At 57.8% G+C, this 16,440-nt stretch carries 14 protein-coding genes and 2 pseudogenes; 6 read left to right on the plus strand and 10 right to left on the minus strand.

Annotated features, from left to right (window positions below; genetic code table 11):
• Positions 1–102, plus strand: a pseudogene (locus tag ACIOWE_RS27030) (fructose-bisphosphate aldolase); the annotation flags it as partial.
• Positions 103–183: 81 nt separating this feature from the next.
• On the opposite strand, the gene ACIOWE_RS27035 reads toward ACIOWE_RS27030, so the two are convergent.
• Both ACIOWE_RS27035 and ACIOWE_RS27040 read right to left on the minus strand, forming a co-directional pair.
• Positions 184–1,383, minus strand: coding sequence for a type II toxin-antitoxin system HipA family toxin (locus ACIOWE_RS27035; RefSeq protein ID WP_401397847.1), 1,200 nt, complete (start codon positions 1,381–1,383; stop codon positions 184–186).
• Positions 1,380–1,631 (minus strand): helix-turn-helix domain-containing protein, encoded by a 252-nt coding sequence (locus tag ACIOWE_RS27040; RefSeq protein ID WP_401397849.1) that lies wholly within the window; start codon positions 1,629–1,631, stop codon positions 1,380–1,382. The genes ACIOWE_RS27035 and ACIOWE_RS27040 overlap by 4 nt, the downstream gene beginning before the upstream one ends.
• A 116-nt stretch (positions 1,632–1,747) precedes the next feature.
• On the opposite strand from ACIOWE_RS27040, the pseudogene ACIOWE_RS27045 reads away from it, so the two are divergent.
• A pseudogene (locus tag ACIOWE_RS27045) lies at positions 1,748–2,092 on the plus strand (class II fructose-bisphosphate aldolase); the annotation flags it as partial.
• 463 nt (positions 2,093–2,555) lie between these two features.
• Here ACIOWE_RS27045 and ACIOWE_RS27050 read toward each other — a convergent pair.
• The 3 genes from ACIOWE_RS27050 to ACIOWE_RS27060 form a co-directional block, all read right to left on the minus strand.
• Positions 2,556–2,918 carry a DUF6124 family protein gene (locus tag ACIOWE_RS27050; protein ID WP_401397851.1) on the minus strand — a complete coding sequence of 121 codons (363 nt, stop codon included), beginning with the start codon at positions 2,916–2,918 and terminating at the stop codon, positions 2,556–2,558.
• Positions 2,919–3,356: 438 nt separating this feature from the next.
• A complete protein-coding gene (locus ACIOWE_RS27055; protein WP_401397853.1) occupies positions 3,357–3,782 on the minus strand; it encodes a hypothetical protein in 426 nt (141 codons plus the stop codon).
• 139 nt (positions 3,783–3,921) lie between these two features.
• Positions 3,922–4,590, minus strand: coding sequence for a polysaccharide lyase family 7 protein (locus tag ACIOWE_RS27060; RefSeq protein WP_401397855.1), 669 nt, complete (start codon positions 4,588–4,590; stop codon positions 3,922–3,924).
• A gap of 320 nt (positions 4,591–4,910) precedes the next feature.
• On the opposite strand from ACIOWE_RS27060, the gene ACIOWE_RS27065 reads away from it, so the two are divergent.
• From ACIOWE_RS27065 to ACIOWE_RS27075, 3 genes are read left to right on the plus strand one after another with little or no spacing between them, the layout of a single operon-like run.
• Positions 4,911–7,034, plus strand: a complete 2,124-nt coding sequence (locus ACIOWE_RS27065) for a putative bifunctional diguanylate cyclase/phosphodiesterase (RefSeq protein WP_401397857.1) — start codon at positions 4,911–4,913, stop codon at positions 7,032–7,034.
• Between the two features lie 44 nt (positions 7,035–7,078).
• Positions 7,079–7,573 carry a M48 family metallopeptidase gene (locus ACIOWE_RS27070; RefSeq protein ID WP_103304376.1) on the plus strand — a complete coding sequence of 165 codons (495 nt, stop codon included), beginning with the start codon at positions 7,079–7,081 and terminating at the stop codon, positions 7,571–7,573.
• 23 nt (positions 7,574–7,596) lie between these two features.
• Entirely contained in the window at positions 7,597–7,893 is a 297-nt protein-coding gene (locus ACIOWE_RS27075; RefSeq protein ID WP_003229005.1) for a helix-turn-helix domain-containing protein, read from the plus strand.
• Between the two features lie 115 nt (positions 7,894–8,008).
• Here ACIOWE_RS27075 and ACIOWE_RS27080 read toward each other — a convergent pair whose 3' ends face one another.
• Positions 8,009–8,461, minus strand: coding sequence for a GNAT family N-acetyltransferase (locus tag ACIOWE_RS27080; RefSeq protein WP_401397859.1), 453 nt, complete (start codon positions 8,459–8,461; stop codon positions 8,009–8,011).
• 256 nt (positions 8,462–8,717) lie between these two features.
• Between ACIOWE_RS27080 and ACIOWE_RS27085 the strand changes: the two genes are divergently transcribed.
• Positions 8,718–9,455, plus strand: coding sequence for a substrate-binding periplasmic protein (locus ACIOWE_RS27085; RefSeq protein WP_401397861.1), 738 nt, complete (start codon positions 8,718–8,720; stop codon positions 9,453–9,455).
• Positions 9,456–9,604: 149 nt separating this feature from the next.
• On the opposite strand, the gene yccS is transcribed toward ACIOWE_RS27085, so the two are convergent.
• From yccS to mdtD, 4 genes are all read right to left on the minus strand, one after another.
• On the minus strand, positions 9,605–11,788 hold the full coding sequence (gene yccS / locus ACIOWE_RS27090) for a YccS family putative transporter (protein WP_401397863.1): 2,184 nt from the start codon (positions 11,786–11,788) through the stop codon (positions 9,605–9,607).
• Positions 11,789–12,017: 229 nt separating this feature from the next.
• A complete protein-coding gene (locus ACIOWE_RS27095) occupies positions 12,018–13,196 on the minus strand; it encodes an NAD(P)/FAD-dependent oxidoreductase (RefSeq protein WP_401397865.1) in 1,179 nt (392 codons plus the stop codon).
• 153 nt (positions 13,197–13,349) lie between these two features.
• Positions 13,350–14,735: an ATP-dependent RNA helicase DbpA gene (gene dbpA, locus ACIOWE_RS27100; RefSeq protein ID WP_201236491.1), complete on the minus strand. Its 1,386-nt coding sequence runs from the start codon at positions 14,733–14,735 to the stop codon at positions 13,350–13,352.
• A gap of 234 nt (positions 14,736–14,969) precedes the next feature.
• On the minus strand, positions 14,970–16,397 hold the full coding sequence (mdtD, locus tag ACIOWE_RS27105) for a multidrug transporter subunit MdtD (protein ID WP_401397867.1): 1,428 nt from the start codon (positions 16,395–16,397) through the stop codon (positions 14,970–14,972).
• Between the last annotated feature and the right edge of the window lie 43 nt (positions 16,398–16,440).

The raw sequence follows: 16,440 nt of genomic DNA on the forward strand, positions 1-16,440 counted from the left end.
GCGTTCGGCACTGCCGGTAACGCTTCGAAGATCAAGCCGATCTCTCTGGAAGCGATGTTCCAGCGTTATCTGAAAGGTGAGTTGAACGCCAAGGTTAACTAAGCCTGAGCGTTAAGCTGCTGATTCAGGAAACCCGCCGTGAGGCGGGTTTTTTGTGGGCTGCGATGTCTGCGTGCAGTGACGCTATCCAAAAGTCAGAGCAAATGGTGCTGCTGATTGCTTGATGGCAGTAAACACATGAGGCGCCTGTTCCCGATACTGAGAATGGCGCTTCAGCACCTCTTCAACAGCGATGAGCAACTTTTGAATACGCTCTCTGGGCTGCTCGATTTCACAAGTATGAGCAAACTCCAGCAGTCCTTGTCGGGAGGCGAACATTGACTTGTTGCCCGCCAGATCCAACGCCAAAACATCTTCCGGAATATAGGCGGTGGTGTTGACTATGTCGTAAGCCGGCGCCAGATGCGCATCGCGTTGCGTGGGTTCTGAATAGAGCAAACCGAAATTTTTCAAATGAGCGTCGCCATTTCCGACGATGCAACTCAGGGCAACGCTATCGAAGAGTTGATCGAGGGACGTGCGCAAGTGTTTCGCCGGGCAAAACACTCGAACAGCCTTCGCGATGGCTGCATAACTTTTGCTGTACTTCTGAGTAGCCGGCAGCCCCATCAACACGGCCATGTCTTCAAAACCGATCGGGTTGAGCTGATCGTCGCGATCAAAGCGGCGCATGACAAATAGCTTGGCGTTGTCGGAAAGGTAAAACGGCGGAACGGGAATGCCCGCGTCTTTTGCCATGGACATACAAAGGAATTCGTTAATCGCCAGGCCTGGGAATTCGTCTCTGCCACTTTTGATGATCAGGTCCGAGGTTTTGGATGTCACTCGCGGCAACTCTTCCTCTTGTCGTTCCGGCACCAGCAACTTGGGTTGAACGCCTGAAATGCCTGCCCGCAGGATGTAGCGATCAAGCATGTCGGCGAAGATATCTTCCGTGCCGTCCCACGTGAGAATCTCTTCGAGTTTCTCTCCCGGAAATTCTTGCTCCTCCAACAAGGCATCAACGGTTTCAGAGCGTACGTGAACCCTGCCAATGGGCGATGTGCTTCCGGAAAGCGCCAGTAGCAGCATTGGGTCGACGTTGACTGTCTTGGCCAAGCGATTGCGTAACTGCTCCAGCACATAACCTTCTGGCAGGTTCATTTGAAAAACAGGGTGCAGTTCGCGCCGACGAAATTCATCATGCCGTACAGGCATCGAGAGGCTGATCGCCATTTGTGGCGATGCATCTTCGTGATAACGAAAAGTGAAATCCTCGGCGTTGCTGAAAAGTCTGCCGCTATTACCTTGTGGGGTACTGACTTGAAGAGAGGCCATTTTCATTCGAATAAATCCCCAAGCTCTTCAAGGGTTGGCATCGTTGCTGGAACCACCAAGAGTTCGCAGTCCAGAGCAGCCAAAACGCGCGCGTAAGCGATCATGCCGACGGAAAGGGTGCCTTTCTCCACCGCAATGACTTTGTATCTTGTCAATCCCGCCAGATCGGCAAGCTGCGCCTGCGTCAGGCCACGATGTATACGTTTTTCGCGTAATTGGATGCCGAGCCGGTTAATCAACAGAGAGTGGTCCATGTGTCGCTACCGTAACATTTAATATTGAAGGTAGCGTATACGAAACATTTTATCCACGCTTCACTGCGAACTGCTGCCCTTGCTGATGCACGTTTACTCGTCCATGACACCGGAAGTGGCTGGCGATCATCAACCAGTACGGCGGCGACATCAAAGAAACCTACGGCGTGCCGGTTGAAGAAATCGTCGAAGGCATCAAGTACGGCGTGCGCAAGGTCAACATCGACACCGACTTGCGCCTGGCGTCCACTGGCGCAATGCGTCGCCTGATGGCTACCAACCCGAGCGAATTCGACCCACGTAAATTCTTCGGCGCCACCGTGACTGCAATGCGTGATGTGTGTATCGCTCGTTATGAAGCGTTCGGCACTGCCGGTAACGCTTCGAAGATCAAGCCGATCTCTCTGGAAGCGATGTTCCAGCGTTATCTGAAAGGTGAGTTGAACGCCAAGGTCAACTAAGCCTGAGCGTTAAACTGTTGATTCAAGAAACCCGCCGAGAGGCGGGTTTTTTGTGGGCGGTAATTTCTTCGCTTAACGATACTGCTCAGGAAGAATTTGTGGCTAGTTGATCTAAGAGAATTTTGCTTATTTCCAATGGATCTCAAAGACTGTCAGATCTGACAGTAGACGCCCTCCGACGATGCTCACAAGATAAAACTCCACCTTGTAATGGAGTACACAGCAATGAGTATTAAGGACGTAAAACCAAAAGGCCCGGCCCCGGCTACTCTGCCAGTTGAGCCAAAAACGGAAGACCTCAACAAATCCAGGGGGCCGGCTCCTTTCACGCTACCCAAGAAACCGGAGTAAGACCGTCGCTCTGGAATTCTCAGAAATACGGGTTCCTTTTTACTTTGTGATGGATTGAGGCAATAGCTGTGCATGTAAGAAACCCGCCGTGAGGCGGGTTTTTTGTGGGTGACTATTCCTTCAATTCGACATGGTCCAGTGCCTGATTCACCGCCAGTTCACCGAGCATGACGACCTGCGCGATGCCCAGCGCAGTCTTGCGGTGTGAGGTACCGAGCATGGCGGCGAAGTTGTTGAGCATTTCGCTGGCTGAGCCGAGGGTTTCGCTGGCGTTGGCCAGTAGCGATTCGGTGTTGTACTTCGGGTTGGCGAGGTACATAGGCTCAGGTTTGTTGGTGCTGGCCATGATGTAGGCCGGAGGGCAGAGGTAATGGTCGAGGGCGCGTTCGGCGGCGTCGTTGAGTTTTTTGGAATTGGAGGATTCGTACGGGGAGGCCGGGTCGGTGACTGGCGGGTGCGGCGTTGATTTGATCATTTGCTCGAAACCTGATTGGAGTGTCCCCTCTCTGGCTACTAATCAAAGTGGAGGCAACTGTACGCAGGTTAGTAGACCGGGGTTTCGAGCAAGCCGGCGCACCCGAAGGTGCCCTGCGCACAGTTACCATCAAGCGCAGGTAGCGACGTACCTGAGTGACAGATGCTTGTGCACAATGCTTGAAACCACGGGCTACTAAACCCGATCACTGGATATCAGTGACGCGAACCAAGTTACCGATGGCCCTCCAGGCGCACAAGCCGGCGGATTCTGGCGTACCCGTAGGCAACGACGCAAGCTGTTGTAGGCATCCGGAAGTAACCGCCTACCGATATAAACAACACCGTTTAAATGTAGGAGCTGCCGAAGGCTGCGATCCTTTGATCTTGCTTTCTATTCTGAAAAACAAAGTCAAAAGATCGCAGCCTTCGGCAGCTCCTAGAGAGGTGATTTGGCGTCGATGTTCCCGCGTGTGAACTGAAGGAATAATCCAGTGCGAAGCGGTTTTGTTGCACTTGATTGAAGCGGTTTCGCTTGTGGATGTGGCGGCTTTTGCTTCAGGTAATAACCGGTCAGGGAGTGCCGCCCATCCTGTAAAACACGCGTGCGGATGACGCTAAGGGTTGGAGAGCCTTGAAGGCTGTCGATTTCTCCCTGCCAACTGTCGATGACGGCAGCGCGTTGGGTGGTGAACCGGACGTCAATGTAGGTGTTGTCTCGCTGGGAACAGGTTCCTGTAACGGGATAACTCTGACCACTTTCCTCCCAGATGCCGCCGATCTGCCCGCTCTGTTCGACAAAATGAGACAGGGTGATGCAGAAGCTGTTGTCGTCGTTGCAGAACTTTCCGAGCGGGTTATTCATGGGGTGGGTCCAGGATCAATGGTCTTGGCCCACGCTATCGATATTCGTTGAGAGCGCCAACTGTCAGGTCTGACAGGTTTTTATACCGATTTTGCTGGTGTCCACGGTTTTTAAGTTCACGCACTGTAGAAGCTGCAGGTTATTTGTCGTGATCAATGTCGAGTTTGCTGAAAGTTACCTGCCCACCTTCGCTGGTGTACCCGGTGTTGTCCTGCACATAAACCCCTGCCTTGAAATACAGCGGCCTGTTGCGCCAAGTGGCGCTGATCTGTGAATCCCACTGATAACCTGCCGCACTGATACCCAAAGCGCCGCCGGGGCTCAAGTGGATGAGGTAGTTGAATTCGTTGTCCAGTTTGATGCCGGTGGCGAGGGTGATGACGCGGCTTTCGTCGTCATCGGGGTGCATGCGCACTTTGATCACCAGGTTGCCGGTTTCGGTTTTGCTCTTGTACTGGTATTCAAGTTTGACCAGCGGTTTCTGGCTTTCGTAGGCGTGGATCTGGCCGATGACGATCTTGCCGGAGCTCGGCACTTTGTTGACCGTGAGGGTTGCGCGCAGCAGGTTGTCGGCGTCCGGGTAGTACCAGTTGCGCAGCGTGCCGTTACTGAAGGTTTCACGCAGTTCGGTGCGCGGGTAGATGGCGTTTTCGGTTTTTGACCCGGTTACCGGTGACCAGAAGAACAAGGTGCCGGTATCGGAATGGAAGTACTGATCCTTGAAGCCATTCACCAGTTTTGAGGTTTCGACGGTGTAGGGCGGGCTGCCAACGGGAACACTGAGGTTCCAGGTTGCGAGATCGATCATGTCGGTTCTTCCACTCAAGTTTCACTGCACGCACGTGCCAGAAGCTCTAGCCCGCGCGTTTTGGGGCGGCCTTTATAAGCGTAGAGGAGATTTTTGTTAACCGCCGTCCGGCGGACGTTTGGCGTCAACATCCTGTCGAAATGCCATCTTTGCCGGTTTCCGGGGGCTTCAAGCGCGACCGTTAGTCGGCTAGACCTGACATTGGTTAAATGATGGCCTGATGACAGCTTCTGCTTTTGCGGATCCGCGACTAGAGTGAAGGCTCAGTATGTGTACGGTTTTTACCGGAACCGGCCTGAAGTCCCGACAAGAGAAGCAGCATGGAATGCGTGCAACCCCCGCCAGGTGAAGGCAGCTCTGTCCTTTTGATCGTTGATGATTATCCTGAAAACCTGATCAGCATGCGCGCGTTGCTGCAGCGACAGGATTGGCAGGTCATGACCGCTGCCTCCGGTTTCGAGGCGCTCAATATTCTGCTCGAACACGACGTCGATCTGGTGCTGCTGGATGTGCAGATGCCGGGCATGGATGGCTTTGAAGTCGCGCGCCTGATGCGTGGCAGCCAGCGCACGCGCCTTACGCCGATTATTTTCCTCACCGCCAACGAGCAATCCCAGGACGCCGTAATCAAGGGTTATGCCAGTGGGGCGGTGGATTACCTGTTCAAACCCTTCGATCCGCAGATTCTCAAACCGAAAGTGCAGGCGTTGCTGGAGCATCAGCGCAATCGCCGTGCCTTGCAGCGCTTGACCCATGATCTGGAATTGGCGCGCGCCTTCAATGCTTCCGTGTTGGATAACGCGGCCGAGGGGATTCTGGTGGTGGCTGCGGACGGTTTGATCCGCTTTGCCAATCCGGCCATTTCGCGCCTGCTCAATGCGCCGGTGAAGGAGTTGGAAGGTAAGGAGTTTCTCGATTATCTGCAGAAACCACACATCCCGCTGTGGGCTGAATCCGAGTTTTACGCAAGCTTCAAGCGCGCTGAAACCCTGAGACTGCACGACGCGTTATTGCGCACCGCGCCCGGCCAGCAGGTGCCGGTGGCCTTGTCCTGTGCGGCGCTACCCACTGAGCAACAGGCGATGGTGGTGACGGTTCTCGACATGTCGGTGGTGCGCCACTTGCACCAACAGCTCGAATTTCAAGCCGTGACCGATCCCTTGACCGGGTTGCTCAACCGTCGCGGTTTCTACCAGACCGTGGAGAACCTGCTGCTGCGCGGTGAACGCAGCGACAGCAGTTGGGTGCTGCTGTATCTGGACCTCGACGGCTTCAAGCGGGTCAATGATTCCCTTGGTCACGATGCCGGCGACCGTGTATTGCGTTGGGTGTCCGAGCAGTTGAAGGCGTGTCTGCGTCCGTTCGACATTCTTGCGCGCATGGGCGGTGATGAATTCACCGCGTTGCTGGATCTGGAGTTTCCCGAGCAAGCGGCGAAGATTGCCGAGAAACTTATCGAGCGCGTGTCGATCTGTCAGCAGATCGAAGGGCTGGATATCGCTCTCGGCGCGAGTATCGGCATCGCGACTTATCCGGATTGCGGTTCGAACCTCGACGGATTGCTGCGCGCCTCGGACATCGCCATGTACGAGGCCAAGCGCGCCGGACGTCAGCAATATCGTTTTTATGATCACGAAATGAATGGCCGGGCGCGCTCGCGTCTGATGCTCGAAGAGAGCGTGCGCACGGCCATCGAAAACCGCGATTTCAATCTGGTCTATCAACCGCAAGTGGCCATCGACAGCGGCCAGATTCGTGGCTTTGAGGCGCTGTTGCGTTGGCAGCATCCAAGCGTTGGCGATGTTCCGCCGGGCCTGTTTTTGCCGTTGCTGGAGGAGGCGCGATTGATCAGCCGGCTCGGCAGCTGGATTTATCATCGCGGTGCCGGTCAGCGCAAAGCCTGGGAAACCTTGTTTGCCGAAGATCTGGTGCTCGGCGTGAGTTTGAGCAATACCCAGTTCAGCCTGCCGAATCTGGTCACCGAGTTGCGCCAGGTCATGGAGCGGCACTCTTTGCAGCCGCGGCAGCTTGAGGTCGAGGTCACCGAAGAAGCGTTGATGCAAAATCCCGACGAAACCCGCAAACAACTGCGTTTGCTGCGCAACCTCGGGGTGAGAGTGGCGCTGGACGACTTCGGCTCCGGGCCGTGCTCACTGACGCACCTGCGTGACCTGGAGCTCGATACGCTGAAACTCGATCGCCATCTGATCGCCCGGTTGCCGGACTCTGAAAGGGACGCGTCGCTGGTGAGCACAGTCATCAATCTGTGCAAACAATATGGTTTGCTGGTGATTGCCGAAGGGGTCGAAACCATCGAGCAATACCAATGGCTGCAAGCGCATGGTTGCGAATACGTGCAAGGCTTCCTCGTCGCGCGACCACTGATCGCCGAGGAGGCTGCAAGCTTCGCCGAGCCGTTCGACTGGAGCGCGTTGCCCGGTTGAATTCGCTACACTGGCGCACCTTTTTTTAAGCGTGTCGCTCGTCCATGACTGTGTTGAAGTACCTTCAGGCCTATCCCGCGCAACTTCAGGATCAGGTGCGCCAACTGATCGCCGACGGGCGTCTGGGTGAGTACCTGGATCAACGTTATTCGGGGCGGCACGATGTGCAGAGCGACAAGGCGCTGTACAGCTACGCGCTGGATCTCAAGCAGGAATACCTGCGCAACGCCCCGGCCATCGACAAGGTGTTGTTCGACAACCGCCTCGACCTGACCCACCGCGCCCTCGGTTTGCACACCACGGTTTCACGGGTGCAGGGCGGCAAGCTCAAGGCGAAGAAAGAGATTCGTATCGCCTCGCTGTTCAAGGACGCCGCGCCGGACTTTCTGAAAATGATCGTCGTGCATGAACTGGCGCATTTCAAAGAGTCGGATCACAACAAGGCGTTTTATAAATTGTGCGAGCACATGCTGCCGGGGTATCACCAGGTCGAGTTTGATCTGCGGGTGTACCTGACGTGGCGGGATCTGCAGGCTTAACAGTACGCAACAAGGAAGGTGTGATGGACGTCAGCAAGACCAAAAGCAGTTTCTATCGCCGCCTGTACGTGGCGTACCTGATCGACAGCGGTCTGGCGCCGAGTGTGCCGGCGCTGACCGAAGTAACCGGCATGCCCCGGCGCACGGCGCAGGATACGATTGCGGCGCTGGCGGATCTGGATATCGTGTGTGAATTCGAGCAGGAAGAGGGCGCACGCAATCATGCCGGGCGCTATCGGATTCGTGAGTGGGGGGCGATTGATCGGGGGTGGATCGAGAGGAATCTGCGGCAGATCAAGGCTGTGCTGGAATATCCCTGAGTTCAGCGGTGACCGAGCTGATGCCATCGCGAGCAGGCTCACTCCTACAATTGACCGAGTTCCTCCCGACGGAGTGCGATCAATTGTAGGAGCGAGCCTGCTCGCGATGAGGGCTTTAAGGGCGGCGCATCCCGATATGCGGAATGTCATCCTCGAGATATTCCTCACCCGCCACCACAAACCCGTACTTGCCGTAATACCCCTGCAAATGCACCTGCGCCGACAGATAGATCGACACCTGCGGCCAATGTTTCTCGGCCTGTTTCAGCGCCTGTTCCATCATTTCGTGGCCCAGCCCCTTGCCGCGCCCTTGCGGTGCGGTAATCACGCGGCCGATCACCACGTCGCCGCCCTGGGATTCCGGATCCAGCAGGCGCAGATACGCCATCAACTGATCATCCTCCCAACCCATCAAGTGATAGGTATCGCCGTCCAGATCCTGACCGTCGAGGTCGAGGTAGGCGCATTTCTGTTCGACCACGAACACTTCCGAACGCAGTTTCAGCAGTGCATACAACTGCTCTTTGCCCAAATCACTGTGATGTTTGCAAACCCATTCGATTGTCATTTTCCGATTCCTTGAACGCGTCGCCCGATACTAAGCGCAGCGGCCAAAGAAGTCTGTATGGCGTAAGAGTCTGTGACAAAGGTCAAAATGCCATCATTCCTTTCTCGCGACAGTGTCTTCTTTGTGTAATCTGCTGGAGAGCGCTGTGCACTGGCTTCAATGAGCTAATGTTAGGGCCTGGGTTTTGCCGGTAAGGGGCCTTGGGGTTTTGACTGAAAAACACGCCGGGCAATCCGCCCGCTAAGGATTTTCAAGCATGCCGCGATTGCATCGAGCCTTTGCTTTGATCGGATTGCTCTTGCTGGGTCAGAACGCTGCAGCGGAGAAGCTGCGGCTGGTGTTTGATATCTGGCCACCCTTTACCGACGACACGCTGGTCAATGGCGGTCTGGCCACCGACATCGTCAGTACGGCGCTGGCCCGGGCCGGCTATGCCAGCGGTTATGAACAAGTGCCGTGGGCGCGGGCGTTACTGGGTGTCGGCGAAGGGCGTTATGACGTGCTGGTCAATGCCTGGTACAACGACGAACGCACAAAACTCGGGCAGTTTTCCGCTGAATATCTGCTCAACCGCATTCGCTTTCTCAAGCGCAAAGACACGCCTCTGGAGTACAGCAACTTGCAGCAACTGCACACCTATCCGATTGCGGTGGTGCGTGGCTACGCGTATTCGTCGCCGTTCGATGCGGACACGGCGTTGCAGAAAGTCCCTGTGCATAACTTCGCGATGGCGGTGCGCATGCTCGCGGCGGATCGGGTCAAGCTGACGCTGGAAGATGAATACGTCGCGAAGTACTACCTGGCGCGGGAATCCGCCAAGGTGCGCAATGCCGTGGAGTTCTTGCCCAAGCCTTTGAGCGAGAACAGCTTGCACATATTGGTCAGCCTGAAGAATCCGCAGCATGAGCAGATAGTGGCGGGGTTTGACCGGGCGATTGCGGCGATGAAGGCGGATGGGAGTTATGACCGCTTGCTGAGGCAGCATGGGATGTGAGTTTCTGATCCCAGAGTTGTGTTGTTGCTGAGGGCCTCATCGCTGGCAAGCCAGCTCCCACAGGGTTCTTTGGTGAAGCACAATTTTGTGAATCAACCTGAACCCACTGTGGGAGCTGGCTTGCCAGCGATGGGGCCAGTCAGGCCAATTCAAGCTTCAGAGGTGTCCTTGATCAGGTGCGCCGCCAGCGTCCGCAACGGCCCCAACTGCCGGCAGATCAGCGCCAGTTGCGTCTGCACCAGTCGCTGTCCTTCATCAATCTCATCGGGCATCTGCTCCAGCTCATTGGCCAGTGCTTCTTCTTCATCACTCTGAATCGCGATCGGCTGCTTGCTCGCCAGCCCCTGGGCGATTTCGTCGATGCTCGTCGCCAGTTTCACTCCGGCGCCATCAATCAAATGCTCACGCACATCGGCCGGTAACTGCGTCTCGCGGTGCGCACCCAGTCCTGACAGATAACTGAGCAAAGTATGCGAGAGCACCAGAAAGCGGAAACCGACATCCGCTTCTTTCCTGAAATGCCCCGGCTCCATGAGCATGTTCGCCAGCGTCGTCGACAGCGCCGCATCGGCGTTGTGTGCATTGCGTCGGGCCAGGCGATAGGCGAGGTCGTCGCTCTTGCCGGCGGCGTATTGCTGCATGATCTGGCGCAGGTAGATGCTATTGCAGGTCAGGGTGTTGGCCAGCACTTTGTTCAGACGTCGGCCCTGCCAGTCCGGCAGGAACAGCAATACCGTCAAACCCGCGATCAAGCTGCCGAGCAAGGTATCGAACAGTCGCGGCAGGAACAGACCGTAACCGTCGCCGACCTGGTTGAAGCAGAACAGCACCATGATGGTGATTGCCGCCGTCGCCAACGTGTAGCGCGTGGTGCGGTTGGTAAAGAACACCACCCCGGCGGCGATGGCGAAACACGACTGCACCAACGGGCTCGGGAATAGATCAAACAAGGCCCACGCTACGGTCAGGCCAATGGCGGTGCCGAGAATCCGCTGACCGAGTTTACGTCGCGTGGCGCCGTAGTTCGGCTGGCAGACGAACAGCGTGGTGAGGATGATCCAGTAGCCCTGCGACGGGTGAATCAAATGCACCATGCCGTAGCCGATGCTCAACGCCAGCGGCAAACGCAGGGCGTGGCGGAACAGCAGCGAAGTCGGCGTCAGTTGCGTGCGCAGGCGAATCCACACGTCCTTGAGGTTGCGTGGCGAGCGGTCGAGCAGGCTGCTGTCGGTGGCATCGGCGAGGGCGTCGGGGTTGCTCGCGTCGCTGAGCAACCGGTCGAGGGTGCCGAGGTTGGCGGCCAGTGCGCGCAGGGAACGCAGCAGTCCGCGCCAGGCCGGGTTGCTCTGGATGCGCAGGTGTTCGAGGGAGGCGTCGAGGTCGCTGAGGGCTTCGGCGAAACTGGCGTCGTAGATGAACGGCTGGCGCATCTGGATTGATTCGGCCAATGCCCGGCAGGCCTTGCCTTGCTGACGCAGCAGGCGCTGGCAGCGGAACAGTACGTCGCTGTGGAAGAACGCTTCTGCCAACGCGTTATACGGATAGTGCGAGGAGCTGGCGCGTTCGTGGATGTCCTGGGCGAGGAAGTACAGCTTCAGGTAGCGGCTGACTTTCGAGCCGGGGCGACCGTTGCCGACCCGGTGCAGGATGATTTCCTTGGCACTGTTCAGCGCCGCCACGACGCGGCCATTTTGCTGGGCCAGTTCCAGACGCCGGGCTTCCACGTCCATCTGGCGGATCGGCTCGAACAGCGAGGATTTCAGCTTCAGGTAAAAACCCAGCTCACGGAACAGCCGCGCCAGACTCTGCTGCACTGGTTGATTGGAAAACATCGCCTGCCACAACACCGAAAGCAGGCCGTACCACGCGGCACCTGCGACCAGCAGCATCGGTTCGTGCCAGAAATCGGTGACGGCGCCGCCGCGTTGATCGACGCCGATCATCGTGTACACGGAAAGAATCAGGGTCGCCGAGGCAATCGCCCCATAACGCTCGCCGAGCGCACCTAGCATGGTCAGGCCGAAGCTTGCCAGCGCGAGGGCAATCGCGAAAACGATGGGGTAGGGGAAGAGCAATTCCACCGACAGCGCGGCGATGCTGAAACACACCAGCGTCACGGCAAGGGCGTTGAGACGGCCCTGCCAACTGTCGTCGGTCTCGGCCAGGGCGCTGGCGATAATCCCCAGGAACAACGGGATCAGCAGGCCCATTTCATCCTGATACCAACACAGCGCCATGCTGCCGGTCAGGGCGATGAACACCCGCACGCTATAGCTGAATTTATCCAGCGCCCACAGGCGCCGCAAAGACTGACGAAACGAGGTCGAGGACATGAAGTGCGAAGGCCTTCCGAGGCGATGCCGCTAAATTGAGCCAGTAATGACGCCGACGCAATGGCGCCGATCACATCTGACAGCAAAAAGTGTTCCTTTTACTTACACCACAAACCACTGTGGGAGCGAGCCTGCTCGCGAAAGCGGAGTGTCATTCAACATTGATGTCGACTGGTACACCGCATTCGCGAGCAGGCTCGCTCCCACAGGTTTTGCGTTTGATTTTGGATCAGACGTACTGCGCGGCAGCGTAGCCCGAGGCCCAGGCCCACTGGAAGTTGAAGCCGCCCAGATGCCCGGTGACGTCGAGCACTTCGCCGATAAAGTACAGGCCCGGGCTTTTCAGCGATTCCATGGTTTTGGACGACACTTCGCGGGTATCGACGCCACCGAGTGTTACCTCGGCGGTGCGATAGCCTTCAGTGCCCGCCGGTACGACTTTCCAGCTGCCCAGCTTGTCGGCAATCTCCGCCAGTTCCGCGTGGGTGTACTGCTTCATCGGCTTGGAGACGAACCAGTTGTCCGCCAGCAAATTGGCCATCTTCTTGGTGAAGATTTCACCGAGCAGGGTTTTCAGTTCGCTGTTCGGGCGCTCGGCCACTTGCTGTTGCAGCCAACTCGCCGCGTCATGATCCGGCAGCAGGTTGATCTCGACCGTGTCGCCGGATTCCCAGAACGAGGAAATCTGCAAAATCGCCGGGCCGCTGAGGCCGCGGTGAGTGAACAGGATGTTCTCGCGAAAGCTCTGATCGTTGCAGCTGACCAGACAATCCACCGACGTCCCGGACAGCTCGGTGCACAGTTCCTTGAGCTGATCGGTGATGGTGAACGGCACCAGCCCGGCGCGAGTCGGCAGCAACTCGTGGCCGAACTGTTTGGCAACCTGATAACCGAAACCGGTGGCGCCCAGCGTCGGGATCGACAGCCCGCCGGTGGCGATTACCAGCGACTGGCACTGAACCTGGCCGAGGGTGGTGTCGAGCAGGTAACCGTTCTCGACTTTCTCGATGGTCTGAATCGAGGTGTCCAGATGCAACTCGACGCCGACCTGATCGCATTCGGTCAGGAGCATTTCGAGGATGTCGCTGGACTTGTTATCGCAGAACAGCTGGCCGAGTTTTTTCTCGTGGTACGGCACCGCGTGCTTGCCGACCATGCCGATGAAATCCCACTGGGTGTAGCGCGCCAGTGCGGATTTGCAGAAGTGCGGGTTCTGCGAGAGGAAATTGCTCGGTTCGGTGTACATGTTGGTGAAATTGCAGCGGCCACCGCCCGACATCAGGATTTTCTTGCCGGCCTTGTTTGCGTGGTCGAGCAGCAATACCTGACGCCCACGCCCGGCGGCGGTCAGTGCACACATCAACCCTGCGGCGCCAGCGCCAATGATCACGACTTCGGTAGAGCGCAAAACGGTGTCCTCATGGTGGGTCGCTACAAAACAAACTGTGGGAGCGAGCCTGCTCGCGAAAGCGGTGTGTCATTCAACATTGATGTCGACTGACAGATTGCATTCGCGAGCAGGCTCGCTCCCACAGGGGATCTCCTTTGGATAGCAGATCGATTACAAAATGCGTACGCGCAGCGAACGGCCCTTGATCTTGCCGTCGTTGAGGCGCTGCAACGCCTGCATCGCCACGGTGCGGTCAACCGCTACGTAGGCCTGGAAGTCGAAGATCGCGATCTTGCCGACCTGAGCACCCGGGATGCCGGCATCGCCGGTCAATGCACCCAAAATGTCGCCCGGACGTACTTTGTCCTTACGGCCAGCACCGATGCACAGGGTAGTCATCGGCGGTTGCAGCGGGGCAAGGCCCTGCGACTTGAGGTTGTCGACCTGATCCCAGTTCAGCGGCGCTTTTTGCAGTTGCTCGATGGCTTGCGCGCGATGCGCTTCGCCCGGTGCGACCAGACTGATCGCAATGCCTTTCTCGCCAGCACGACCGGTACGGCCCACACGGTGAATGTGGATTTCCGAATCGCGGGCCAGTTCGACGTTGATCACCATGTCCAGTGCATCGATGTCCAGACCACGGGCGGCAACGTCGGTGGCGACCAGTACCGAAGTACTGCGGTTGGCGAACATCGCCAGCACCTGATCGCGGTCACGCTGTTCCAGATCGCCGTGCAGGCCGACGGCGGAAATGCCTTTGGCAGTCAGGTGATCGACGGTTTCCTGCACTTGCTGCTTGGTGAAGCAGAACGCCACGCACGAAGCCGGGCGGAAGTGGTGCAGGACTTTGGTCACCACGCTCATACGGTCTTCCGGGGAAATCTCGTAGAAACGCTGCTCGATCTGCGTGTCATCGTGGAACGCTTCGGCCTTGACCGTTTGTGGATCACGCATGAATTTCGAGGCCAGTTGCTTGATGCCCACCGGGTACGTCGCGGAGAACAGCAGCGTCTGGCGACGCTCCGGGGTCTTGACGATGATGTCTTCGATGGCGTCGTAGAAACCCATGTCGAGCATGCGGTCGGCTTCGTCGAGGATCAGCGTGTTCAGGCCATCAAGCACCAGCGAACCTTTGCGCAGATGCTGCTGGATACGCCCCGGGGTGCCGACGATGATGTGTGCGCCGTGTTCCAGCGAAGCGATCTGCGGGCCGAACGACACGCCGCCGCACAGGGTCAGGACTTTGATGTTGTCTTCGGCGCGAGCCAGACGACGGATTTCCTTGGCGACCTGATCGGCCAGCTCACGGGTCGGGCAGATCACCAGCGCCTGGCAACCGAAGTAGCGCGGATTGATCGGGTTGAGCAGGCCGATGCCGAACGCGGCGGTCTTGCCGCTGCCGGTCTTGGCCTGAGCGATCAGGTCCATCCCCTTGAGGATCACCGGCAAGCTCTGCGCCTGGATCGGCGTCATCTGGCTATAACCGAGCGATTCGAGGTTAGCCAGCATGGCGGCGGACAGCGGCAGAGTATTAAAAGCGGTGGCGATGGTGGTCACGGGACTGGCCTGCAAAACAAAATGTCGCGCAGTGTAGCAGCCCCGTGCCACTTTCCTCGAAAGTTCTGGACGAACAGCGACTAAAACCCGAGGTGATGGGATTTACCTGTGGCGAGGGAGCTTGCTCCCGCTGGGGCGCGAAGCGGCCCTCGCTTTTCTACTGAAAAAACAGGGGGACTGCTGCGCAGTCCAGCGGGAGCAAGCTCCCTCGCCACAAAAGCCCCCCATTACAAATTAATGTTCGATGTGCTCTTCAGGACGTTTAGCGCGGCGGCCGTCTTCTTTCGACAGTTGCGAGAAAATTGTCGCCGCCAGCATGGCCATGATCCCGACCGTGACGAAGGTCAGCTGGAACGCGCCCAGCACAGTTTCCACACCGTCATTCCCCACTTCCGCGGTAAAGCCGCCGAGCAACGCACCCGCGCAGGCGACGCCAAGACTCAACGATAACTGCGCCACCACCGAGAGCAAGCTGTTGCCGCTGCTGGCGCTGGCGTCATCCAGATCAATCAGGGTCACGGTGTTCATCGCGGTAAATTGCAGCGAGTTGATCGCCCCCAGAATCGCCAAAAGGCACAACAGCAACCAGTACGGCGTCTGCTCGCTGACCAGACCCATGCTCGCCAGCATGATCCCCAGAGCCAATGTATTCCCGGTCAGCACGATGCGATAACCGAGACGTTCGATCAGCGGCCGCGCCACCCACTTGGCGATCATCGCCGCAGCGGCCAGTGGCAGCATGCTCATCCCCGCTTGCGAGGGTGAATAACCCAGCGCCACTTGCAACAGCAAAGGCACCAGAAAAGGCAGGGCGCCGCTGCCGAGACGAGCGAACAGGTTGCCGAGAATGCCGACGGCAAAGGTGCGGGTCTTGAACAACGACGGTGCGAACAGCGGGTTTTCGATGTGCCCGGCACGCAACCAATACGCCGCCAGACAGGCCATGCCGCCGAACAGCAGCAACATCACCCGCAGGTGCGGCAGGTGCAGTTCGCCGAGGCCTTCCATGGCGATGGTGATGAGGATCATCGCCGCGCCGAACAACAGGAAGCCCAAACTATCGAAGCGTGTGCGCTCGGTGCCGCGCAGGTCGGGAATGAATTTCCACACCGCGTAGCAACCGATCACACCGACCGGCAGGTTGATCAGGAAGATCCAGTGCCACGTCAGGTATTCGACCATCCAGCCGCCCATGGTCGGGCCGATCAACGGGCCGAGCAGGCCGGGAATGGTGATGAAACCCATGATCCGCACCAGTTCCGATCTTGGGTAAGCACGCAACACCACCAGTCGCCCGACCGGCAACATCAGCGCGCCGCCCAGCCCCTGAATGACTCGGGCGCCGACCAGCATGGTCAGGCTGCTCGACAACGCGCAGAGCAGCGAGCCGAAGCTGAACAGGAGGATCGCGCCGAAGAAGATTTTCTTGGTGCCGAAGCGGTCGGCGATCCACCCGGAAGCGGGGATCAACAAGGCCACGGTGAGCATGTAAGAGATGACCACACCCTGCATGCGCAACGGGTCTTCAGCCAGGTCGCGGGCCATGGCCGGCAGGGCAGTGTTGAGGATGGTCCCGTCGAGGGACTGCATGAAGAACGCAATGGCGACGACCCACGGCAACCAGCGGGCGGTGATGGCGTCGAGAGGCGGGCGAGTGGGCATGGAACCTCTAATGGGTGGTTAATCCGGATTCATGTCTGACATG

The organism is Pseudomonas sp. NPDC087598, from assembly GCF_044743525.1.
Lineage (GTDB): Bacteria > Pseudomonadota > Gammaproteobacteria > Pseudomonadales > Pseudomonadaceae > Aquipseudomonas.